The 24,634-nt window shown below is 51.4% G+C and carries 19 protein-coding genes; all 19 read right to left on the bottom strand.

Going from position 1 to position 24,634, the window contains the following annotated elements:
- Positions 1-89 precede the first annotated feature (89 nt).
- Positions 90-1,205, bottom strand: coding sequence for a glycosyltransferase family 4 protein (locus HFD95_RS10880; RefSeq protein ID WP_167430219.1), 1,116 nt, complete (start codon positions 1,203-1,205; stop codon positions 90-92).
- Positions 1,202-2,365 carry a glycosyltransferase family 1 protein gene (locus tag HFD95_RS10875; protein ID WP_010248102.1) on the bottom strand — a complete coding sequence of 388 codons (1,164 nt, stop codon included), beginning with the start codon at positions 2,363-2,365 and terminating at the stop codon, positions 1,202-1,204. Before HFD95_RS10875 ends, HFD95_RS10880 begins: the two co-directional genes overlap by 4 nt.
- Positions 2,341-3,243 carry a GDP-mannose 4,6-dehydratase gene (locus HFD95_RS10870; protein ID WP_010248106.1) on the bottom strand — a complete coding sequence of 301 codons (903 nt, stop codon included), beginning with the start codon at positions 3,241-3,243 and terminating at the stop codon, positions 2,341-2,343. The genes HFD95_RS10875 and HFD95_RS10870 overlap by 25 nt, the downstream gene beginning before the upstream one ends.
- Before the next feature lies 1 nt (position 3,244).
- Positions 3,245-4,285 carry a GDP-mannose 4,6-dehydratase gene (gmd, locus tag HFD95_RS10865; RefSeq protein ID WP_010248109.1) on the bottom strand — a complete coding sequence of 347 codons (1,041 nt, stop codon included), beginning with the start codon at positions 4,283-4,285 and terminating at the stop codon, positions 3,245-3,247.
- A gap of 48 nt (positions 4,286-4,333) precedes the next feature.
- Positions 4,334-5,716 (bottom strand): phosphomannomutase CpsG, encoded by a 1,383-nt coding sequence (cpsG, locus tag HFD95_RS10860; protein WP_010248112.1) that lies wholly within the window; start codon positions 5,714-5,716, stop codon positions 4,334-4,336.
- Between the two features lie 14 nt (positions 5,717-5,730).
- A complete protein-coding gene (locus HFD95_RS10855) occupies positions 5,731-7,146 on the bottom strand; it encodes a mannose-1-phosphate guanylyltransferase/mannose-6-phosphate isomerase (RefSeq protein ID WP_060680585.1) in 1,416 nt (471 codons plus the stop codon).
- Between the two features lie 547 nt (positions 7,147-7,693).
- Positions 7,694-8,707 carry a UDP-glucose 4-epimerase GalE gene (gene galE, locus HFD95_RS10850; RefSeq protein WP_167430218.1) on the bottom strand — a complete coding sequence of 338 codons (1,014 nt, stop codon included), beginning with the start codon at positions 8,705-8,707 and terminating at the stop codon, positions 7,694-7,696.
- Positions 8,708-8,749: 42 nt separating this feature from the next.
- Positions 8,750-9,652 (bottom strand): UTP--glucose-1-phosphate uridylyltransferase GalF, encoded by a 903-nt coding sequence (gene galF, locus HFD95_RS10845; protein WP_010248118.1) that lies wholly within the window; start codon positions 9,650-9,652, stop codon positions 8,750-8,752.
- Positions 9,653-9,930: 278 nt separating this feature from the next.
- Complete coding sequence (locus HFD95_RS10840) at positions 9,931-11,271, bottom strand: lipopolysaccharide biosynthesis protein (RefSeq protein ID WP_010248120.1); 1,341 nt, start codon at positions 11,269-11,271, stop codon at positions 9,931-9,933.
- A complete protein-coding gene (locus tag HFD95_RS10835; RefSeq protein WP_010248122.1) occupies positions 11,268-12,491 on the bottom strand; it encodes a glycosyltransferase in 1,224 nt (407 codons plus the stop codon). Before HFD95_RS10835 ends, HFD95_RS10840 begins: the two co-directional genes overlap by 4 nt.
- Positions 12,492-12,495: 4 nt before the next feature.
- Positions 12,496-13,758, bottom strand: a complete 1,263-nt coding sequence (gene wcaK, locus HFD95_RS10830) for a colanic acid biosynthesis pyruvyl transferase WcaK (RefSeq protein ID WP_010248124.1) — start codon at positions 13,756-13,758, stop codon at positions 12,496-12,498.
- A 159-nt stretch (positions 13,759-13,917) separates the two neighbouring features.
- Positions 13,918-16,134: a phage tailspike protein gene (locus tag HFD95_RS10825; RefSeq protein WP_010248126.1), complete on the bottom strand. Its 2,217-nt coding sequence runs from the start codon at positions 16,132-16,134 to the stop codon at positions 13,918-13,920.
- A gap of 82 nt (positions 16,135-16,216) precedes the next feature.
- On the bottom strand, positions 16,217-17,251 hold the full coding sequence (locus HFD95_RS10820) for a glycosyltransferase (protein ID WP_010670977.1): 1,035 nt from the start codon (positions 17,249-17,251) through the stop codon (positions 16,217-16,219).
- Positions 17,252-17,297: 46 nt separating this feature from the next.
- Positions 17,298-18,050, bottom strand: coding sequence for a glycosyltransferase family 2 protein (locus HFD95_RS10815; protein ID WP_010670978.1), 753 nt, complete (start codon positions 18,048-18,050; stop codon positions 17,298-17,300).
- A gap of 69 nt (positions 18,051-18,119) precedes the next feature.
- The gene (locus tag HFD95_RS10810) at positions 18,120-19,037 is read right to left on the bottom strand and encodes a glycosyltransferase family 2 protein (RefSeq protein WP_010248134.1); all 918 of its coding nucleotides are present in this window, start codon (positions 19,035-19,037) and stop codon (positions 18,120-18,122) included.
- Between the two features lie 128 nt (positions 19,038-19,165).
- Positions 19,166-20,302 carry an EpsG family protein gene (locus HFD95_RS10805; protein ID WP_010248137.1) on the bottom strand — a complete coding sequence of 379 codons (1,137 nt, stop codon included), beginning with the start codon at positions 20,300-20,302 and terminating at the stop codon, positions 19,166-19,168.
- Between the two features lie 277 nt (positions 20,303-20,579).
- Positions 20,580-22,757 carry a tyrosine-protein kinase Wzc gene (gene wzc, locus HFD95_RS10800; protein WP_010248139.1) on the bottom strand — a complete coding sequence of 726 codons (2,178 nt, stop codon included), beginning with the start codon at positions 22,755-22,757 and terminating at the stop codon, positions 20,580-20,582.
- Positions 22,758-22,769: 12 nt separating this feature from the next.
- A complete protein-coding gene (locus HFD95_RS10795; protein WP_010248142.1) occupies positions 22,770-23,204 on the bottom strand; it encodes a protein-tyrosine-phosphatase in 435 nt (144 codons plus the stop codon).
- 9 nt (positions 23,205-23,213) lie between these two features.
- Positions 23,214-24,353, bottom strand: coding sequence for a polysaccharide export protein (locus tag HFD95_RS10790; protein WP_010248145.1), 1,140 nt, complete (start codon positions 24,351-24,353; stop codon positions 23,214-23,216).
- Between the last annotated feature and the right edge of the window lie 281 nt (positions 24,354-24,634).

The raw sequence follows: 24,634 nt of genomic DNA, 5'->3' as shown, positions 1-24,634 counted from the left end.
CTTTGTAAGTGATCAGTATGTTAACTCAGGATAGCGGATTAAAGGTAATGAATGGTGCGGTCGCGCGGATGAAATTATCTGAAAATAAATCACACACTTAACAAGGATTTATAAAGCTTTGTATAGCTTTGAATCATTCTATCTGCTGTGAAAAGGGATTCAAAGCGTGTCAGCGCAGCCGCACCATAGGTCATTGCCTGCTCGGGGTTCTGCCAGATTTCATCCATCGCCCATCGTAATGCTGCGGGATCGGATGGAGGGACGACTAATCCTGTGACCCGATCAATATTGATAAAGGTTGTTCCCGTTCCGATCTCACTGGATATCAGTGGTTTTGAATAGAGAGCTCCTTCCAGCAAAGAGATACCAAAAGCTTCTGAACGTAAATGAGACGGGAAAACCAGACAGGTACATAACTGTAGCAAGGCAGATTTTTCGCTGTCTTCAAGCGCACCCAGGAAATGAATATTGTTCACGCCTAACTGCTGCGCCTGCGATTTCAGCTCAGCCTCAATAGGTCCTGCACCAACCACAACGATTGGATAGCGGCTGTTCTTTGCCGCCTCGATTAAGATATGCAGGCCTTTGTAATAGCGAAACGTTCCAATAAAGAGAAAGAAGCCATCCGGAAATCTTGCCTGCCATTTTTGCAGAACGGCAGGATCGTTATTTTGATAAAACTGTTTATCAAGACCGTAAGGAATAACTTCAACTTTATCTTTGAACTGCTGCAGGACTGGGCTACTTTCAACATAGTTTGGCGACGCGGCAACGATGCGGTCTACACTGGAGAGAAAGCGGTTCATCAACGGCGTATAGAGCCTTAACAGAACCTTCTGCTTAACAATATCAGAATGATAACTCACTACTGATGGCTTTTTGATGCCAGCGGCAAAATGCATAAAGTCCATAAAGGGATACGGGAAGTGATAATGGATGATATCCGCATCCTGAGCCAGTTCTCTGAACTCTTTTATTGCTGAATAGGAGAATGGCGTGGAAGCAAACTCACACTGCGTTTTTACCCGATGAATTTGATGGTTATCCAGTCTGTTTTTTTTGTTTTCAAATTGGGGACTATGAGTAAAAACAACAGATTCGATACTTGATTTAAAACCACCTTCTGCGAGCTGATAAATAACCTGTTCGATGCCGCCAAAAGTATCAGGGTAGTAGGTTTTATAACAGTGTAGAACTTTAATCATATATATCTTGCGACCTGCTCATAAGCTTCAATGGTTTTATCCGCACACAGTGACCATGAAAATTCGCGGGCGCGCACTAATCCAGCATCAATCATCCGGCGCTTTTCGTCAGCGTTTTCTATCATCATCTGGATATAAGTTGTTAAAGCATGGACATCGTCAGGCTGATGCATTAATGCTGCATCTCCGGCGACTTCCGGAAGTGATGTTGCATTTGAGCAAATCACAGGCGTTCCTGAAGCCATTGCTTCAAGCACCGGCAAGCCAAAACCTTCATAGATTGAAGGGAATACAAAACTCGTCGCAGCACTGAATAAATGCGGCAGATCGTTACCCGGTACAAAACCCAAATACTTTAGCCACCCTTCTCTCTCACCCTTATCAAAAAGCTTGAAGAGTTGTTCATTTTCCCAACCCTTGTAACCACTAATGACTAACGGGAAGGAAGATTTTTCATTAGCTGGAAGCCGGTCATAGGCCTGCAACAGCGTCAATATATTTTTTCTAGGTTCAATCGTGCCGGTATAAAGAAAAAATCGTCGCCACTTCAGATTATACTTCTTAAGAACGTGGTGTGTCTCTGCTTCGTCACGAGGATGAAACTGTTCATTGCAGGCCAGAGGGGCTACGGCAATTTTATTATCTTCAATACCAAAAAAATCAATTAACTCATTCTTCGTGTAATAAGAATCAGTGATCAGCATTGATGCTCGCGAAATTGTATTCCTTAACTCTTTTTGCATCAGGTGAACACGGCCAGCCGGATGAAACTGCGGCCAGTGGAATACCGACAGGTCATGAAATGTTGCAACACAGTGGTTCACTCGAGGAGGTAAGTAATAGTTCGGGCTATGATATATATGTTTCTTAAAATTCCTCAACGCCATCATTTTCATCACAGGGAAAGACAGGCGATAAATTTCACTTACAGTCTTACTTTTTTGTAACTTGCGTTTAAACGATTGAACCGATTGAGCTGACTCACTGGCAACTGCCAGTGAGTCGCGAATTTTAGTACCATGAAGAAACGTCAGCGCGATGTTTTCTCTTTCCTGAAGTTGTTTAGCAAGCTCAAACGCATAACGGCCAATACCGGTTAAAGGATATTTAATACAGTCCGTAGAGTAAACGACGTTTATTGCTTTGCTTCCAGCATCCATTTCAGTGTATCTCTAAGAGGAATTTTAGACGAAGTCTCACCGACTAAGCAACTTAGCAAAGTAATATCGCCACAAAGTTCTTTAATTTCATTAGGCCGGACAAAATCGGGATTAACTTTAATCTTAATTTCATGGCCTGTCAGGGATTTGCAGAGATCAACGACTTCCCTTAATGAGTGCATTTTGCCTGAAGCGACATTGACTGTCTGACCAAAAGAGCGTGAATGTAGTAACGCAGAATAACTTTTAACGACGTCGCGCACATCGGAAAAATCACGCCATACATCTATGTTGCCCAGCTCAATGACTTCTTTCCTCTCACGAAAATGTTTGACGATTTTCGGGATCAGGAAATTTTCTGCCTGACCGGCGCCTGTGTAATTAAATGGCCGGGTAATAATAATCGGCAATTTTTCATAAAACAGACTAGTCATGTACTCCATGGCCAGCTTGCTTACTGCATAGTCATTCGCGGGTCTGGCAGGAACCGACTCTGCTAATTTCCCCGGCGTGTTATTACCGTAAACATTAGCGCTACTGGCGATCAAAACTGCATCCGGCATTTTTGCTGATTCGCTAAGAGCCTGTAACAGATTACGCGTACCGCAAAGGTTTACACTATAGAATGCGTTCGCGTCAGCATGCCCAACAAAAGCTATTGCTGCAAGATGAACAACGACATCTGGCTGAATACTGTCTACAGCGTTCTTTACGTCTGCTGCATTGGTAAGATCAACCTGAAAATAGCGTGAGGCATTCAGGGCAGGAGTTGAACCGAAACCATAAACTTCATATCCGGCAGCGGATAAATCCGCTGCCATATATTGGCCGGTAAAGCCCTTGATCCCAGTGATCAGTGCTTTTTTGCCATTAGTCATATCAGAAGGAGAATCCTTGTTTATTGCGGCGCAGATCTTCTTCTACCATCATCGCACACAACTCTTCGAGCGTGGTTTTAGGTTCCCAGCCCAGAATGTCTTTCGCGCGCTGTGGATTGCCAATCAGTAATTCTACTTCAGCAGGACGGTAGAACTTAGGATTGACCTTAACCACCACTTTGTTAGTAGCTACATCGATTGCAACTTCCTGATCATCTTTGCCTTCAAAGCGCAATTCAATGCCAGCCGCTTTGAACGCCATTGAAACGAAGTCACGGACTGTTTCAGTGCGGTTGGTTGCCAGGACAAATGTATCTGGCTCATCAGCCTGCAGCATACGCCACATGCCTTCAACATATTCCTTAGCAAAGCCCCAGTCACGTTTGGCGTCCATGTTACCTAACTCAAGCACATCCAGCTTACCGAGCTTAATTTTTGCTACCGAATCAGTGATCTTACGGGTCACAAACTCCTGTCCACGCAGTGGGGATTCATGGTTAAACAGAATTCCGCTTGATGCGAAGATGTTGTAGCTCTCACGGTAGTTAATTGTCATCCAGTGGGCATACAACTTAGCAACACCATACGGGCTACGCGGATAGAAAGGTGTATCCTCTTTCTGCGGAATAGCCTGCACTTTACCAAACATCTCTGAAGTAGACGCCTGATAGAATCGGATTTTTGGGTTAACGATACGAATAGCTTCTAACAGGTTTACCGGACCAATACCTGTAATTTCAGCTGTGGTCAGCGGCTGGTCAAAAGAAACACCTACAAAGCTCTGAGCCGCAAGGTTGTAGACTTCTGTCGCTTTGCTTTCCTGAAGTAAACGAATGCTTGATGACAGGTCAGTCAGGTCATATTCAACCAGATGCAAAGCAGGATTAGCCCGGATGCCAAGCTCATCAATACGCCAGAAATTCACTGAGCTGGTACGACGATAAGTACCATAAACGGTATAACCTTTGTTCAGGAGTAGTTCAGCAAGATAAGCACCATCCTGACCTGTGATGCCGGTAATTACTGCAGTTTTATTCGTCATTCGTAAACCCATGATTAAGAAAATTAAAATTAGTATCTAGGTGTTGAACTAAATCGATGATGCTTTAATAAGCGAATCAATTTCCTTCAGTAATTTGCTCAGAGCCTCTGTATCACCTCTGGTTTCGACGTTAAGCCTTAGCAAAGGTTCAGTATTTGAGGTTCTGACGTTGAATCTCCAGCTCTGACAATCGAGACTCACACCATCGGTATTATCCTTAGCAACTGAAGAAGATGAATATCTGTCGTTGAGCGCAGCGATAACAGCTTTCGAATCTGAAACTTTGAAATTAATCTCACCGCTGCATGGAAACGCCTTCATTCTTTCCGAAACCAGTCCGGAAAGTGTCTCCCCTTTAACCGCCAGCAGTTCTGCCACCAGCAGCCATGGAATCATACCGCTGTCGCAGTAAGCGAAGTCACGGAAATAGTGGTGCGCACTCATCTCACCACCGTAAACCGCGTCTTCTTCACGCATGCGCTCTTTGATAAACGCATGACCGGTTTTAGACATCACCGGAATACCACCCGCTTTGGTCACCACATCAATGGTGTTCCAGGTCAGACGCGGATCGTGAATAATTTTCGCTCCTGGCTCTTTCTTGAGGAACGCTTCGGCTAACAGCCCAACGATGTAGTAACCTTCAATGAACTCTGCATTCTCATCAAACAGGAAGCAGCGATCAAAGTCACCGTCGAAGGCGATACCCATATCGGCCTGATGCTCACGCACCGCATCAGAAGTGTCTTTGCGACACTCCGGCAGCAGCGGATTTGGGATACCGTTCGGGAAGTTACCGTCTGCTTCATGATGTACTTTGATGAACGTTACTGGCGCATTCGCCTGCTTAAAGCGTTTTTCAATTTCATCAATGATATGACCTGCGGCTCCGTTACCGGAGTTGATCACCAGCTTCATTGGTTTAGTGAAGTTGCTCAGGTCGATGTAACCCATCAGGTGATCGACATAGGCATCCAGCACAGAAATCTGTTTATAGCTGCCGCGCTTACTCTCTTCTACCGGAGCAAAGTCATTCGCTTCAGCCAGGCGCTGCACGTCACGCAGACCGGTATCACCACTGACCGGGCGAGCACCTTCCCGTACCAGTTTCATCCCGTTGTAGTTCATGGGATTGTGGCTGGCAGTCACTTCAATGCCGCCATCAATGCCTAAATGAAACGTGGCGAAATAGATCTCTTCTGTTCCGCTCATACCAATGTCGAGCACATCGGTGCCCGCATCCCGCAGTCCATTTGCCAGTGCCAGCTTTAACGACTCGCTGGTCAGGCGGACATCGCCGCCCACCACGATCGTTTTTGGCCGGATAAATTCACCATAGGCGCGGCCAATGCGGTAAGCGATGTCTTCATTCAGTTCAGTGCCTAACTCGCCGCGGATGTCATAAGCTTTAAAACAGGTCAGTGCTGCCATGATCGTGTCTGTCCTTACTTACTTGCAAACTGTTGTTTAATCAAAATGAGGTCGTCATCACCAAGGTAAGAACCCGACTGGATTTCCAGAAGTTCCAGAGGGATTTTGCCTGGATTTTCTAACGTATGCGGGTGACCGATTGGAATAAAGGTTGACTGGTTCTCTGTCAGCAGCAGGGTTTTATCCTGAATAGTGACTTTCGCTGTGCCTGAAAGAATCACCCAGTGTTCGGTGCGGTGATAGTGCATCTGCAGTTCAAAGGCTTCACCCGGCTTAACCGTAATGCGGTTAACGTTGAAGCGGCCAGTGTTGACCACCAGATCGCAACGTCCCCATGGCCAGTAAGTTTCACGATGGCGGCGATATTCGCTGCGGCACTCGCTTTTCAGGAACTCAACCACTCGCTTAACGTCCTGTACCTGGTCTTTACGTGCAACCAGCACAGCATCTTTGGTGTTAACAATGACCAGGTTTTCAACGCCAATGGCGGCAACCAGCTGATCTTCACTGTTGATATAGCAGTTTTTGGTGTTGTGCAGGAAGGTATCGCCCTTCAGGGAATTACCGTGAGCGTCTTTGTCGTTTACTTCCCACAGTGCAGACCATGAACCGACATCACTCCATCCGGCTGCCAGCGGGACGACCACAGCGGCATCGGTCTGTTCCATTACAGCGTAATCCACTGACTCGTCAGGACAGGCGATAAAATCATCTTTATCAATACTGATGAAATCATTCCCTTCTTTCACGTTAGCCATGGCGCGACGGCAGGCTTCCAGAATATCCGGACGGAATTTCTCCAGTTCCTGCAGATAGCGTTTAGCCCGGAACATGAACATGCCACTGTTCCAGTAGTATTCACCGGACTCAAGATACTGCTCAGCGGTGCTCTGATTCGGTTTTTCAACAAAGCGCTGAACCTGATAAGGGCCGCTTTCTGCGCCTGGCAGTGCTTCGCCACGCTGAATGTAGCCATAGCCGGTTTCCGGACCGGTTGGCACGATACCAAAAGTCACCAGCTTGCCCTGCTTGGCATAAGCGGTAGCGACCTGGATAGCCTGATGAAACGCAGCACGGTCTTCAATCACGTGATCGGCAGCCAGCACCAGCAGAACCGGATCATCACCCTGCTCTACGGCGTTCAGCGCAGCCAGCGCGATGGCCGGAGCAGTGTTACGCCCTACCGGTTCGAGAATGATGTTATGGGATAGCTTGTTAATTTGTCGCAACTGCTCAGCAACCAGGAAACGATGCTCCTCGTTACAGATGACCATCGGTGCACGCGCTTCGACGCCGCTCAGACGATTAACCGTCTCCTGCAGCATGGAGTGCTCACCGTGCAGACAGATGAACTGTTTAGGATAAAGTTCGCGGGAAAGGGGCCATAAGCGGCTGCCGGTTCCTCCGGCCATGATTACGGGAAGTAACATTCCACATCCTCTAACAAATTTAAACATGCTATGCATATAAGCGGGTCAATTTTTACTCATTATGAATAAACAGCCACGCTACCGCCCCTGGCTTGCAGCAACCAATGCGCTGTGTGATAGGAATCTTGCCTTCACAGGTTAGCCTGTCGATGCGCTGATTATATTTCAATCAATCGCATACGGGTTCCGGGATAACTCCAAATAGTACATTTTGTGCGGCAAAAATAATATGCCTAATCTTTCATTGCCACTGACAAAACTTAAGAGTGACTAAACATTGATCTCATCCTGCATGAGTAAATGTAATCACTGGCAAAACAGCATAGTAGCGTATGAGGAATCACGCTTTGCGCCTCTTCACAGAGTCGGATTAGCCGCTATTGTGATTAAACGCTACAGAAGCCAGACCAGGATAATTCCGTATTAAGTCATCAGTCAGTCACAATCTGGCATTAAGGTGAGGAGAGTGAGCAGAAATATGCAATTTCTCTTAACGCAGGCACAAAAAAACCCGGCCTGAGCCGGGTTTTTTGTATTTCATCGCAGACTACCTGAACCCATCCGGGTTCTTGCTCTGCCAGTTCCACGTATCGCGCATCATCTCATCGATGCCGCGCGTCACGCGCCAGTCGAGCGTGGTGTTTGCCAGTGACGCATCGGCCCAGAACGCAGGCAGGTCGCCATCGCGACGTGGCTTGATCTCAAACGGGATCGCCTTGCCGGACGCCTTCTCAAACGCTTTGATCATCTCCAGCACCGAGAAGCCTTTGCCGCCGCCCAGGTTAAAGGCGGTGTAGCCCTCAACTTTGCTCAGATAATCCAGTGCTTTCAGATGCCCTTCCGCCAGGTCAACGACATGGATGTAGTCACGCAGACAGGTGCCGTCTGGCGTATCGTAATCACCGCCAAACACGCCCAGCTTCTCCAGACGGCCAATTGCGACCTGTGCAATGTACGGCAGCAGGTTGTTTGGGATGCCCGCCGGATCTTCACCGATTTCGCCTGACTCATGCGCGCCAACCGGATTGAAGTAACGCAGCGCAATCGCCTTGAATTTTGGCTCCGCTTTGGCGAAGTCGCGCATCACGAATTCGGTCATCAGCTTAGAGGTGCCGTATGGACTGGTGGTGCCGCCAATCGGGGTAGTCTCAACGTAAGGAACCGGGGCATCTGCGCCATAAACGGTTGCTGATGAGCTGAAGATAAAGTTCCAGACGCCGGCATCACGCATCTCTTCCAGCAGCACCACGGTGCCCGCGACGTTGTTCTCGTAGTACTCCAGCGGCATACGCGTAGATTCACCGACGGCTTTAAGCGCAGCAAAGTGGATCACGGCTGAAATGCTGTTGGATGCAAACAGGTCACCCAGACAGGCGCGATCACGGATATCGCCTTCAACGAAGGTCGCTTTTTTGCCTGCCAGTTTCTCAACGCGGTTAATCGCTTCGCGTGAGGCATTGCAGAGGTTATCCAGAACCACAACATCATCACCGCGCTGCAACAGCGCCAGTACCGTATGGGAGCCGATATATCCTGCTCCGCCCGTGACTAAAATTGCCATTTGAGCTCCTTTCAATCTGCCGCGCAGGACGCGGCAAATAAATTACTGTTGTTTTGCGAGGATGGTCTGGATAGCTTCGCGGAAATCGCGACCCTGCGCGTTGCTGCGCAGGCCGTAAGAGACAAACGCCTGCATGTAACCGAGCTTACGACCGCAGTCAAAACTGTGACCGGTCAGCAGCGAAACATCAACGGTTTTATGTTTGCTCAGGCTGGCGATGGCATCGGTCAGCTGGATACGGCCCCACGCGCCTGGCTCAGTGCGCTCCAGTTCCGCCCAGATATCAGCAGAAAGGACATAGCGGCCTACCGCAGCCAGGTCAGAGTTCAGTCCGGCGGTATCTTCAGGCTTCTCAACGAAATCGGTAATGGTGCTGATGTCGCCAGGGTGATCAATCGGCTCTGCAGTGGTGATTACCGAGTACTCAGTGAGATTGGACGCGGGCATATGCTGCGCCAGGACCTGGCTGTGGCCGGTCTCTTCAAAACGGGCAACCATTGCTGCGAGATTGTAACGCATATGGTCAGCGGTGGAGTCATCCAGCAGGACGTCTGGCAGCACGACCACAAACGGATTATCACCGATCATCGGACGGGCACAGAGAATCGAGTGGCCCAGACCCAGCGGCTGCGCCTGGCGCACGTTCATGATAGTCACGCCTGGCGGGCAGATAGACTGCACTTCGCTCAGCAGCTGACGCTTCACGCGCGCTTCAAGCAGCGCTTCGAGCTCATAGGTGGTGTCGAAATGGTTTTCTACGGCATTTTTCGATGCATGCGTGACCAGCACAATCTCTTTAATACCCGCGGCAACACACTCGTCAATGATGTACTGGATCATCGGTTTGTCGACGACAGGCAGCATCTCTTTCGGAATGGCTTTAGTCGCAGGGAGCATATGCATACCGAGGCCCGCAACCGGGATTACTGCTTTAAGCTTGGTCATATTTATTCCGTTTAATAAAATGAAGATGTGGGTCGATTATGCAGGATCGGCCGGAAGAGCAAGTATAATCTTTATCTGAAAATCGGACAGTAACTCTCTGTCATAACTTGGAAATTCGGCATTTTGCCCATTGCCAGCAACGGCATAAACTGAATAAAGACAATCAGTAATCGAATATCGCCTCTGTTATTTCCACCCCTGGTCGCCGCGCGGCTGAGACCAGCCATAAATGAAAACGGGCGACCCTGAGGCCGCCCGTTGATATAACGCAATTGTGATTACAACCAGCCTTCAAACCACTCCGGCATCACAAACAGATTAAAGTGATTGACCAGCAGCATTATGCCGACAAATACCACCGACACCGCCACCCACTGTCGGGCATAAGGGATAAACCGAATGCCAATCACCGGCTTGATAAAGAACGGATGAGCCAGTGCCGAGATCAGAATCTGCGAGATGGAAAGCGTCAGCGCCACATAGAGCACGTTCGGCCAGATAAAGGTGGTTGCCAGCACCGCCAGAACCACAATACTCGCCACGATGTTCCAGTAGAACTCAACGTTGGTGCGTCCGTTGGCCTGGGAAATCGCTCCGGTCAGTCCGCCCATCGGCCGCAGCATACCAAACAGCAGCATCAGCGGAATCAGGTGATAGACCTGCTCGTGGGATGCGCCGTAGAGCACACGAACGATAACCGGCGAGAAGATGCCAATCACCAGGTACATCGCGCTGCTGAACAGCATGATCCCCAGCGTGCCTTTGAGGAACAGCTTCTTCAACTGCTCGGCATCGTGCTGCTTCTCTGCAAAGCGCGGCAGTGCCAGACGGTTAATCACCGGCGTCACCAGCTTCAGCGGTTGCAGCACCAGCTCTTTCGCCAGCGAGTAGACACCCAGCATCTCGGCGCCCATCACTTTACCGACCACCAGCGCATCGGCCTGGGTTCGCAGCTGGTTAATGGTCTGCGAGCCGAGCTGATAACTGCCGTAGCGAATCGCGCCAATAAAAGTCGCTTTATCGAACTCCCAGGTCGGACGCCACGACTTCTCACCCAGCGCAATCATGCAGAGGATGCGGGTAAAGGCGTTGATAAACAGACCAAGAATCGCCGCCGCTACGGTGAGCGAGGTGAACTCCAGCATCGCCACCACACAGAGGAAGGCAAACAGCTTGGTGCCCATCTCAATCTTCGCCAGCGAAACCATCCGCTTGGTTTTGATGTAGTGCGCCTGATACTGCGACAGATGCCCCAGCACCAGGAAGTTGAGGCTGGTCAGCATGATCAGACCCACCAGCTCCGGCAGATGATAGAACCAGGAGACCGGGAAGGCGATCAGCAGCATGATCAGGCCAGTACACAAGCTGAGTGAGACGTTCACCCAGTAGATAGTGCTCTGCTCACGACGGGTAATGTTCTGGCGATGCACCAGATAACTGCTCATCCCCATATCCTGCAGCACACCCGCCACCGCCAGGATGGCGTTGATGATGGCTAACAGACCCAGCTCGTGGGTTTCCAGTTTGCGGGCGAGAAAGCTTAGCTGTGCAACCTGCAGCACCGCAGAAAAGCAGGTGCTACCGAACAGCCAAATCGCCTGTGACTTAAATCCACTCACACCAGTCGCTCCAGAATCTGTGCCAGTTCGCCGTAGGCGATATGCTGATTAAATTCAGTCTCAACTTTGTGACGGGCGGCCGCGACCACGGGCGCCACATCCACTTCACCCTGAGAGAGCTTCAGCAGCGTCTCCGCCAGCGCCTCAGGATCGTCCTCTTCCACCAGCCAGCCAGATACGTTGTTTTCGATCAGCTCCGGAATGCCGCTGTGGAAGGTTGAGACCACCGGCAGGCCGACCGCCATCGCCTCCATCAGTGCAACCGGAATACCTTCCATATCGCCATCTGCGGCGGTTTTGGAGGGCAGCAGGAAGATGTCAGCCTCACTCAGCGCGCGACGGATCTCCTCCTGCGGTTTAAAGCCCGGCATGCTGACGCAATCTTCCATCCCCTCGCGGGCGATGAAATCACGCATCATCTCATCCTGATCGCCGTTACCGATAATGGTGTACTGAAACTGACCGCCACGCTGCTTCAGGATGGCGCTGGCTTTGACCGCCACATCCAGCCCTTTCTTCTCGGTCAGACGTGCCACCGAAACGATACGCAGCGGCGTCTGAAACGCCTGGCGCGGCTGGAAGTTAAACTTCTCCGGCTCAATGCCCATACGCGTAACGTGAATTTTTTCCGGCGGGCAGCCCATCTCAATCAGCTTGTTCTTCCACAGATTGCTGATAGGCAGCATCAGCTCACTCTGGCGGAACAGATTCACATAGTCGAGTTTGTGCTCTTCCAGAATGTGACGACGGGAAATATCGGCGCCGTGAAACACGGTCGCCTGTTTACCCTTGAGCACGCCCAGCTCACGCAGCTTGTTCGCCAGGGCACCGGCATAGCCGAAATGCACCAGGAACACATCTGCGGTGAAGGTCTGCTTTGCATTCGCCACAATCGACGGCAGCAGCAGTTTGCTGGACTGCGCGCCATACCGGCGCACATTCAGCGAACGCAGCAGCGACGGCTTCGTCACTTTTGGCAGCACCAGCTTGATGCGCTGGTTCAGCTTATCGACAATCGAGATCTTCTCTTCCGGCAGCAGATAATGCGTCTTCGCCGCCAGACCATACTCATCAAAAGCGGCATGCCGGTTCACTAAATCGCCGGGAAAGACTGAAATAATCTCCACCTCGTAACCGGCATCAATAAAGTGGGTTACCTGATTTAATACGAATGTCTCAGAGGCAACCGGGAAACGCATGGTGAAAAAAGTCAGTTTCATCACATTACCCTAATACTTTGAGAATCTCTTCAGTGATCCGGTTGCCAATTTCCCTTTCATTCGCAACGGCCGTGTCGACCTTAAGCTTGATGTTATCGTAATCGGCAAGCACAGTTTTCACCTTGTCGATTAGCGAGCCATCCATCAGGCTTTTCACATCGGTTGCCATCTGCGGCAGACCAAGCTGGTTCATCACACCCATCGACTTGTGCTCGTAGTTGATCGCCACAGCCGGGGTGCCAAAGTTCATGGAGATAATCGCCGAGTGCAGGCGGGTACCAATGGTCAGATGACAATGATTCAGCAGGATGCCCAGTTCCAGGTCATTAAACTCATCCATAATGACATGGTAATGTTCAGGCTGCGTCACGTGGTCACGCAGGGTCAGTGCAACCATGCGGTCATCTTTGGCATAGCTGTCGATGCCGGTACAGGTTGAGAACGCCACAACCTGATAGCCTTCAGCAATCATGGCATTGATCACCCGGCCAAATGCCGCTTCATACTCTTTCTGCGTCACACCCAGACGTTTATCAAACGGTGCCAGTTCACGCACGGTGATCGCGATGGTTTTACGGCCATCGATAATGCCCTGCCAGTAGAGCAGGTTATGGCTCGGATTTTCGACTTCGCGTGCGCGCACCAGGAAAGCGGTATCAACGCCAGACGCGACTTTAGAACTGGTCACGCCATCGCGCTTCATCAGGTCAAGACTGACCGATTCACGCAGCACCAGGCTGTCGACCCGATCAAAGACAAAGTTTGCCAGCGCATTGACGCGCGGGTTCTGGAACGGCCCCACCGAGTGACCGATCAGGTAGATCGGCTTTTTCGCCATCAGCGCACAGAGGGCATGGTCAAACTGGGTCACACCATAGAGGTCAACGAAGAACGATCCGCCAACCTGAATAATCGCATCATATTTTGCCAGGCTGTCAGTAAACGCCTTCAGGTGCGGGGGTACAGCGAACGACTTAAAGATCCCGCCCTTGCCCAGATGCGCCATCATGATATCAGGCATCAGGCGGTTCGCGACTTTACGCTTGAACGAACCGACCAGACCTTTGCCTGATTTGCTGTTGTGCAGATACAGCGCATCCTGCTTAATATCCTGCTGAAGCAGATAACCGGAGCTGGTTGGATAACGGCTTATAACATCAATTTCTAAATCACTGCGTGCAGACTTCATTGAATCAATCAGTCCACGAAGAATCGCGCCATCCCCGCGATTTCCACACGTATGGTTACCCACCAATAAAATTTTCATAACAACTCCGAATGAATTTTTTTAATTCTGTAAGCCGCCCAGATCCGCAATGGGCAAAATGAACTCTGTTTAAAGTAATGCTTTACGGGATAACGCACCCAAAGGTAGTGCTCCTGTTAAAACCGGCCGCCTCCGTTGTGGCGGCCGTGATGCAAGGTGTTACGACTTAATGGCGAAGTAAGGCAGTGCGACCTGTTTGCCGTTGATTACGACGGAAACAAAGCCTTCCGGCTTGCTGGTATCGACCTGATCGGCGGAGAGCGGACGCGAAGCCATCAGCAGATCGCCCTGCTCGTTGGCACCCACGCCCGCTTTGCCGTTGTGCAGGCTGAAGCGCTGCGGCGCGCGTTTAGTCGCGTCGCCCGCCGGAGGATTGCCCTTCTCCATCTTCGCGTTAACGCGCGCACAGCGACCGGTGACAAAGCGATCTTTACCGGTGGTTTTCACCAGCACGGCCACCGACGGCGTCCAGCCCGCCAGTTTGACGAAGATGCGGACATCGGTGTCATGCTCAGCCACATAGCGCACATCGACAATCGGGCTGCTGCCTTCGGCCGACCAGCTCGCTTCAGAGCGATCTTTTTTGCGCTGTACATGGATCATCGCGCGGCCACCGGTGGTCTTGTCACCGATCAGGTCCATCAGCGGCTTATCGCCACTGCCGTTGCTGAACTGCGACTGACCAAAAATTTCGATCTCCCACGAATCACCCACGGTCGGGGAGTAGAGACTGCCGAGATCAAACCAGGTTTCCTGATTCGTGTTGTTCTCTAAACGCCAGCGCGAGGTGATGTAGTTGTACTTCAGACTGCCATCGAGCGCGACGCCATAGGACTCCACGCGGGTCGATCCCATCTCCCAGATGCTGAGCAGACGGTCGCCCTGCATGGAGTTGTCGATCCAGCTGCCCGACTGCAGGCTGGTCTGGCGCATATTCAGGCGCGTGTTATGCGCGATCAGCGGATTCTTACAATCCTCCAGGCTCAGCGCATCGACAATCCACTGACCGTTGGAGAGATCGCCCGGGTTATCACAGTGCTCAATCCAGCCATTATGGATAATCGACTGGCCGCAGCGCGGCAGGTTGAGGACTTTGCCACCACGACAGTACTGCGCATTGAAGTTCGACAGCTCAATCGCGGTGCTGTGGTCCCATTTGCCCTGCTTCTGACCTGACCAGCCCGATTTGATCACATCGCCGCTGCAGCGTGAGGCGTACCACTGGTCGATTTTACAATCGAGGGTATCCTGCAGGCTGATGGCGGTGCCGCCAACTGCGTTAAAGCGCAGGCAGGCACCACGGAAATATTGTCCGCCAGGGCAGTTGTTATGGAAAAAGCCCTGCTTGTTGGGGCTTTTATCGCTGTTGCCGTTAAAGTTCAGGTTGGAAAGCTCAACCCGACGGGCATTCATCTCAAAGACGAACTCTGACTTACCATCCGAGACAATCGTGGTCGCCGGGAAGTAGCCGAAGTTTACCATCGCACCGGACATGCGGAAGAAGTTGAGATACTTATCGCCAAGGTTACAGGCTGAGACCATGAAGGTACCGGCCGGGAACTGGACACAGATCTGCTGGTTTGCCTGCTGTGACCACTGGAACATCGCCATAATGGCGGGTGCCGTATCGGTTTTGCCATCGGCAATCGCACCGAAATCAAACAGGGTCAGGCGGTTAAAATCGTCTACCACGCGACGCCAGGAAAAGCCCTCACCGGCAAAGTTTACGCCGCCATCATTCTGAGCGGGCTGGAAGCTGCCGACAAACTCGCCGCCGCCGACTTCCCGTCCTTCATGCCAGCTTTTCAGCTTAACCTTGGCCCCTTCAAACAGCGGACGGGTTTTGCGTAACTCCGCTACGGACGGGATCTCACCAATCAGCTGATAACCTGCTGGCTGCGCCAGACGCTGGCTGAAATCTGCAGCGCCCGGACGGCTGACATCTGCGATGTTGAACAGCGTCTGACCGCTACTGTCCTCGACTGCCATCGAATGCGACGGATTGGCAATCAGCGCAGCATTGTCCTGAATAAACTGGGCAAAGTTACCTTTGTTCAGCGCGATAGGCTGAGCAATCTCCGACACTTTGCCGCTGGCATCACGCAGGAAGACCGGGATCTGGTTGCCCGGTTTGCTGGCATCTGCACCTGCTTTACCAATCCAGAGTTTGCCTTCAAAACCCTGCCAGAACTGCGGTGGCATGGCGTAGACATTTTCCGGGGTCAGAATTGGCACGTCGCCTTTAGGCACGTCAGTGGCATCAACCGGCTTCAGGGCGATACCGTTACTTTTTGCAGCGTAGCTGGAAAAGGTGCTCACGGAGAGAGCCCCCACCAGAGCGGAGGCGGCGGTCTGTAAAACTTCTCTTCTTTTCATGCATCAATTCCCGTAGTCAATAAGGCCATTGGCCATGGCGGTGTCCCTGAGGCACGTCGCAAGTGAGCTTTTCCAGCTCCGGTTAAACCAGTGACAGCCAGCTTTGCTTAATCTGATTACCGTCGAATTTCAGCGCGGTCTGTTTCGTTTTTTCGCTCATGGCATAGAACAGCGCGTCATCGCTGGCGAGCTGCTCCATTCGGGCCAGAAACGTGGCTTTGTCGTTCATCGGAACCAGGAAACCATCTTCACCGTGATTGATGATCTCCTGTGGACCGGTCGGGCAGTCATATGCCACTACCGGCAGTGACCAGGATTTTGCTTCCAGCAGCACCAGTGGCAATCCTTCATAGCGCGAGGTCATCAGCGCCATATCGCTGTCGCGATAGTAGTCGTTGATATTGCTGACCTTACCGACAAACTTCACGCTGTCGGTGATGCCCAGCACCGCCGCCTGGTCATGCAGTTGCTGACGCAGTTCACCGTCACCGGCAATCACCAGCGTCCAGTCAGGATGGCTGCGGGCGAAGTCGCGCCAGATATCCAGCATCAGGTCAAAGCCCTTCTGGTTATCCAGACGGCCTACGGCCAGCGCCTGGCGATGACGGGTCTGGCGCTGATAGTCTTTGTAAACCACCGGGTTGGGGATTTGCTTGCTGGGAATGCGCCAGCGGCTGAACACCTGATGATCTTTGTCGGTCAGAACAATCACGCGGTCGTAGTAGCGCAGCAGCAGAAACTTGAGGAACTTAATCGGTTTGCTGAAGGAGTTAATGGCGATGTGTTCGCAGGCGTAGGCTTTGCCCCGCTTCTTCTTCATCGCCAGCAGATTCCAGAAAGCGAACATCACGCTCAGGCGGCCCATGCTGATCAGGAAGACGGTATCGAAACCCTCTTCGTGAATCCGGGCAACCGCGCTTTTGATCGGATTGCTCTGCCCTTCAAAGCTGACGATCTGTTTGACGTGCTCAAACGGGTAAAAGGTTTTTCCACTGCCTTCCAGCGAGTAGATGGTGACTTCATGGGTCTCGCCAAGACACTCTGACATGAAGTTACAGATGTTCTCGGTGCCCGCATACGAATAAGCATCTTTGATCACCAGGACAATTTTTTTCATGAAACGCTATCCACCTCAAATTTTAAAGACAATCCTGCCGACAGGCTTAACGATGCTTAAGGGTAAACAGCACACCATTCACCATATACCAGGCGTAATAGTAATAGATTTTTAAAGGATTGTTTTTATAGATAATTCTTAATAATTCAAGGTGCCACTGGGCCGCTTTGTTCTTATTACGGGAAAGGGAATCACCTAATTCGTAATAGTTGACCAGAATCGTCTGAATTACGCGCGCCTGCTTATAGCGGGTGAATAATTCATACAAAAACAGGAAATCTTCGTGGCCTTTGCGCTGGAAGAAAAGCCCCTGCGGCGGACGGCGGAAACAGACGGAGGAGAAGCAGACGCGATACTGCTTCTTCACAAAGTTTTCCTGCTGCAGGTAAGGTTTGCCGTAGGTAATGTCGTGCTCAGCCTTGCGGGTTTTATAGTGATATTCGGTAATCACAAAATCATCGCCGGCAGCGATGGCAGCGACCTGCTGGGTCAGTTTATCCGCATGCCACTCATCGTCGCTGTCGAGAAAGGCGATAATCTCTTCAGTGGCCGCGCGCAGCCCGACGTTTCGGGTCTCTGCTGCGCCCATGTTGACCGCGTTATCCAGAATGGTAATGCGCGGATCCTGACAATGCTCACGCACAAATTCCAGCGAGTCATCGGTCGATTTATCGTTGACCAGATAGAGATGCCAGTCGGTATAGTGCTGATTGATAACCGATTGTACCGCGCGTAACACCGTCTGACGTGCATTATACATAGGCATGACGATGCCAACGGTTCCAACAGAAGTATTCATCTTCAACCCTGAATTAATCGTAAAAAGAGTCGCTCCTGGCATCAGGAGCAGAGCGAGGCGCGGCGCGCGTCAGGAGATCGCTTTCTCACCGCCGAAACGTGCTTTGACCTTGTCTTTTACCCGGTTCATAAAATAAGCACGGTTGTCTTTGTTGGTGAGGAAGAAGTAGCGCGCAAAGCTCAGGCTCGCCATCAGCGACTTACCATCCATCTTGTAGCGCAGCGGCAGCTTAAAAGCTTTGTAGGTGTGGATGTCACGCGGGGTCAGATGCGGCTTCATGCTATCGAGCCAGAACATCGAGTAGTTCACCGATTCGCCTTTGTGTTTCGAGCCAAACTTAGTGACCAGGTGGTAGTTCGCCAGCGGTGCAGCGATCATCACAAAGTCATAGCCCATGCGGTCGGCACGTATGCAGAAATCATAGTCCTGATGACGGATGTAGCGGGTATCGAACTGAATTTTCGCCGCGTCTTCCCGCTTCAGCACAATGGTGCTGGTCTGGATAAAGCCGTAGCAGCCGAACAGATACTCCGCGACCGTTTCATTTTTGCCTGGCGGCTGCATCGGCATCACTTTCAGGAACGTGCCATCCTGATAGATATTCACCTGGCTGAAAATGACGAAATTCTTTTTGCCCTGCGCGTCCAGCTGAGCAATTTTTTCGCTCACCTGCTGCAGTTTGTCCGCCGCCCACTCATCATCGGCGTCAAGGAAGCTGACGTAGTCACCGGTCGCCAGCTCAATGCCTTTGTTACGTGCACCGGCTCCGTTGAGTTTGACCTCGGAGAGCACCAGATTGATATCGAGATCCCGGTAGCGTTCGCTGCGCACCACATCCGCCAGCGCGGCGGCATCCGCAGATTTATCATCAACGATGATGACTTCGAAATTGCGATACGTTTGTGCTTTAACGCAATCCAGCGTCGTGACAATCGATTCTGACGCGTTATAAGCCGGAATTACGATGGAGAAACGAATGTCCTTCATTGCCAGCACCTCATTAAAGTAGTTCAAAAATAAACAGTTCATTCGACAACGGTCGATGAAAAACCTGTGTTCTGACCGACGACCGCCCCTGGGTGAAACTCGTCATCCAGAGGCGGTCGTCAGATTGATTAGTGGATCAGCCAAAACTCCCGCGCCACTTCATAACCGGTAACGGCCTGTTTGGTTGAAATGGTGTTGTAGTAGAGGTAATAGAGCAGGAAGAACACCAGCATGGCATACAGCGCTGGCTTCCAGGATCGCCTTGCCTGATAAATCAGCGAGGTCAGGATGATCGGCTCAACCTGCTGCAGATAGTTGGACAGGCGCGAACCTGACGGGAAGTTATACAGGAAGATCCTGATCGCTCCGCCGATGGCAAAACTTAAAATCAGCAGATAGTTAAGGCGATACTGGGCGTAATTCTCGCGCTTCAGCTTATCGGTCAGCATGAAATAGAAGAAGACAAACACCAGCATGATGTTTTTCAGGTTCGATACGGCCAGGATGCTGCCACCCATTGCATAGGAGGGGTCATTGTTATAGCCCGATGCCCTCTCTCCCAGCGATCCCAGATGACCGGCAATCAGGGCAATAAAGCCCGAGCCGCCCACAACCGATAGCGGCAGACTGGCAACGATGATAATGACCGGCCACCAGCGCCAGTCCCGGATAAACAGGAACGGCACAAGCGTCACCACCATGACGCCGGTGTTATGGCTCGTGAACGACAGAATAAAGAAGGCAAATGCCCACCAGTAGCGCTTGAGATAGATCGACCAGAGAACGCCAAGGAACAGCGCAGAACTCAGGCCAAAGCGAATCTGGTTAATGTCTTTGTTGATAAAGATGTGCGCCGAATAGAGCACCAGCGCCAGCACCGGATACGGAGACATCTTCCTGAAAAACCAGGTATTGATGGAAACGGCAATGGCGCAGAAGACAAACAGGAAGATGCTGGCATTGTGCGAAAACAGGCTGGTGAGCCAGGCCATCGCAAAAATCAGCGGTTCGTAACGGAAAAACGCAACGGTATTAAAGAAGCCATTAATCTCAATACGTCTTACAAAGTCTTCGAAGAAGCTCCGGTACTGAAAGTCATCCATGCCGGTACCAAGACCGCGTATTCCCCCGAAAATAATCAAAGTCACGGCGGCAAAACAGAGTAGCCAGGTCAGAATATAATTTGTGCGTTCGTCTTTTTTTAGCGCTATTTCAAACAGCGAAAGCAGCAGTAAAAAGCCTGATACATACCAATATGGAGCCATGGTGTGATTCCTTAATTCCACAAGTTCTCATGCCAGCAATAATCACGCTTCGCCTTACCGACTGGCTTTACAGCGAGTCTGATTGCACGGTCACAAATTGCGTGCGGGCGATGCCTGCTGGTGATGAATTCTGTTGAGTGACGCTCGCCATGCGATTTATAGATGTATCGCTTTTGTGGGTTTGGACAGAATAACCTGTGTAAATTGATGCGTGTCGTCATTCAAAGGGACGATAAAAAGGGGCGGTCAGACCGCCCCCTGTTTTATTGCTCAATGATCAGCTTTTGTTCGTCTTGCCGTAGTCATAGGCGTAGTAGTCATACCCATAGCCATACGCATTAGCGGCTTTACGCACCACGGCGTTGAGGATCACACCTTTAATCTCAATACCGTTCTGGGCAAAGCGTTTGAAGCTGACGTCCACTTCTTTGGTGGTGTTGGCTTCGAAACGCGCCACCATCAGTGAGGTGCCGGCCAGCTTACCGATGATGGAGGCATCGGTGACGGCCAGGATTGGCGGCGTATCGATTAACACCAGGTCGTAGTTCTTGCTCGCCCACTCCAGCAGCTCACCCATGCGACGATGCATCAGCAGCTCAGACGGGTTCGGCGGAACCTGACCACGTGGCAGGAAGTCGAAACCGTACACGCCCTGCTGAATCAGCGCCGGGCTGAACTCAGTTTTACCGGACAAGACGTTGGACAGACCTGATTTGTTATCTGCGCCCAGCAGTTCGTGGGTATAACCACGACGCATGTCGCCATCGATAAACAGAACACGCTGACCCGCTTTCGCGACCAGGGTCGCCAGGTTGGCACAGATAAAGGTTTTACCAATACCCGGGCTGGCACCGGTGATCATCAGGATGTTGTTTTTCGCTTCCATCATCGCGAAGTGCAGGCTGGTACGCAGGCTACGAATCGCTTCGATGGAGAGGTCAGTCGGATTACCCAGCGCCAGCAGCGTTTCGTGCGGATCGGTTTTCACCTTGCTGCCACGACGCGCCAGGGCTTCGGTATCCTTCTTACGCTGCCAGTCTGACAGTGGAACGCTGGCATAGACATTCATGCCCAGCTCTTCCAGCTGATCCGGGTTCTCGATGCCGTGATGCAACAGCGCTTTCAGCAGAACCAGACCCACTGACACGAACAGACCGAAAATCAGGCTCGCGGCGATGATCAGCAGCTTCTTCGGTGCAACAGGCGAGTTAGCGGTCTGCGCGCCATCGATGATGCGGACATCACCTACGGTGCTCGCTTTACTGATACCCAGCTCCTGCTGACGGTTCAGCAGCTGCATGTAGATCTCCTGACCAGACTGAACGTCACGGGTCAGACGCAGGATTTCCTGCTGAGTCTGTGGCATGCCAGCAATTTTCTTGTTCAGCTGAGCCTGCTCACCTTCCAGCGTTTTGCGTTTTTCAAGCAGCGCGCGATACGTCGGGTGATCTTTGGTAAACAGCTGAGAGACTTCAGCTTCACGGAAGGTCAGTTCGTTCAGCTGACTCTGCACGCTGACAGAGGAGTCCAGAGCGGATTTCGCTTCCAGTGACAGGTCAACAGATTCGTTCTGACGACGGAAGGTGTTCAGCTTGTCTTCCGCTTCATCCAGCTTGCTGCGCACGGCAGGCAGCTGAGTGCGTAAGAACTCCAGGCTTTTCTCTGCCTGCGCTGACTTGCGTTCAACGTTCTGTAACAGATAGTTATTCACAATCTGGTTCAGCACTTTACTGATCTGCTCTGGATCTTCACCCAGATACTCCAGACCCAGCACGCCGGTATCTTTACCTTTGTCTGCCACGGTCAGGTTAGAGAGCACTGAACGGATCGCCTGCAGGTTATTCAGCTTGGTCACGGTGAAGCTGGTGCCTTCATCAGCGTGAATCTCGCTGACCAGCATGCTGATGTCGCCGTGCGACTCCAGCTGGCCGACTTTACCTTTGAACAGCTCATCGCCATCTTTTGAGACGGTGTAGCTATCCGGACCGGTCACTTCCAGTTCAACGTTACGTTTGTCGATAGTGCGTGGGATTTCCAGGCGCGAAATCGCGATACTGGCGGGTTTGTTGCCCATCAGGCGCGACAGACCTTTACCGATAACCGGGAAATAGTTCTGCTCAACGACGGTATCCAGACCCAGATCGTCAACGGTTTTGCCGATGACCATACGGGATTCCAGAATCTCGATTTCCGTATCAGAGGCTGGTGTCGGTGGCAGAATGCTGTCAATTTCGTTCAGAACGGTGCTGGCATTCTTCTGCTCAACCTGAACTAACGCATCTGCGCTATAAATGGGTGTTGCAAACAGTGTGTAGAGTGTTCCCGCCAGCATGAAAAAAGCGGTAACGGCAACAATGATCCAGCGATGATCAATTAGCTGTCCCACAAGATGCGCCAGATCCCATCCATTCGAATCCTCTCCCGGCGCGGTTCTGACCTTATTTTTTATATTCATGGATAATCCCAACTATCGGCTTAATACGTTCACCCACTTCTGGGTAGCGTTTTCCAGTAATCCGTAAATCTCTTCAAAGGCCTCACGGCTTTTTCTGTACGGATCCGCAATTTCTTTCTGATTGAGCCAGTGACCAAGCAGCATGGTTTTGCCACGCGCGGCCGGGTCGATGCGATTCACCTGTTCAATATGTCGCTTTTCCATCACCAGAATCAGGTCAACGTTGCGGCACATCTCTGCCGTCAACTGTTGCGCCTCATGTCCTTCCAGCGACAGACCCTGCGCAGCAGCGACTTCAGACGCCGTCTTGTCGGCCGGGTGGCCGACCAGCGCCCCCAGGCCGGCAGAGCGAACGTCTAAATCAGGCAGCGCACGTTTAAACAGGCGCTCTCCGGTAGGAGAGCGGCAGATGTTGCCAACGCAAACGACTAACACGGACTTAATCATGATGGGACCTTAATTACCCCAGGTACGGATACGCGATGCGGCCTGTGTTGCATCGTTGATACCTGCGATGGTCGGTATCAACTGCCCAATCACACGGTTCCAGCGCGTCAGCGGCGTAGAGGTGACATAAACGATGTCGTAAGGCTGGAGCTGGAAATCGGTTCCCATCACCATGGATGCCGCATCTTTGGTGTTCAACTGATAGATGTTGGCAATCTTGTTGCGATCGGTGCCGTGCAGTGGACGGATAACGAATACACCGGTGGCGTCAGAGGTGGTTTGATCCATCCCGGCCGCATTGCCCAGTGCTTCCGCCAGCGTCATGCCGCTACGGTCCATTTTCAGGGTAGTCTGCTGCTTCACTTCACCCATCACGAAGATTTTCAGATCATCGTTACGCGGAACGTAAAGAATATCGCCTGGATAGAGGAGGTGGTTCTGGCTCAGGTCACCATTCTGCATCAGTGCCTGCAGAGAGATGCGCTGTTCACGACCGTTGTGCGTCAGCACCACGTTGCGCCAGTCAGCATCAGCGGCCAGGCCGCCAGCGGCGTTGATCGCATCCAGCACCGTCAACGGAACGTTGGTGATGGGCTGCTGACCAGAAGTGGTCACTGAACCCGTCACATAGGTTTTCTGTGATTTGAACGAGGCGATGCTGACATCAACCTGTGGGCTTTCAATGTACTGAGCCAGACGACGTGACACTTCGTCACGCACTTCGCCGACGGTACGGCCCGCTACACGCACACGACCGATGTAGGGATAGAAAATGGTGCCGTCAGAATGCACCCAGTTACCGGTATCGCTGGCGCTACGGTACTGACCCGCTGGGGTGGTCAGTTCCGGGTGGTCCCAGACCGTTACGGTCAGGACATCGCCCACACCGATACGGTATTCGTAGTTCTGAATTTCGTTCTGCAGGGCAGGATTCGTCTGAGCCACCAGTGGCTTCGGACGCATCCTTTCAACCAGTGAAGGCGTTAACGGGAAGACGTTGACATATTTATCGATGTCAAAGTTGCTATCCTGCTGTTCAACAACATCTTTTCCTGATGTAGAAAGGTGAGAACCTGGTTCGATCGTACACCCGCTAAGGAATGTGGCGGATACCAGCAAGGGTATCAATTTCATTTTGATTGTAATCATTTAGATCTTCGCTATCAGTTATTTATTGATAGAGGCGAAACCGCCGCTGTGTAAGCGTCCAACAAAAAGTAAATCCTACCTGACTTAAGCACTGAACCTGTCGTTCATTATCCTTGCTCCACTTGTTATAAGTAGCGGCCATCTACCAGGGTGTACCCTGAACGCCACGCATCATAGCGGACTATGGATGCACAGCGATATCCCTGATGATGGCCACTATCAACGACACGCCTGACAACGGCAAAACACCTCTGAGCGCGCATTAACGCGCTCATTCCGAC

This window comes from Pantoea sp. EKM10T, assembly GCF_011800685.1.
In the GTDB taxonomy this organism is placed as follows: domain Bacteria; phylum Pseudomonadota; class Gammaproteobacteria; order Enterobacterales; family Enterobacteriaceae; genus Pantoea; species Pantoea agglomerans.
The sequence above is the reverse complement of the archived record's forward strand: the minus strand, read 5'-3'. Positions and strand labels throughout refer to the sequence as shown.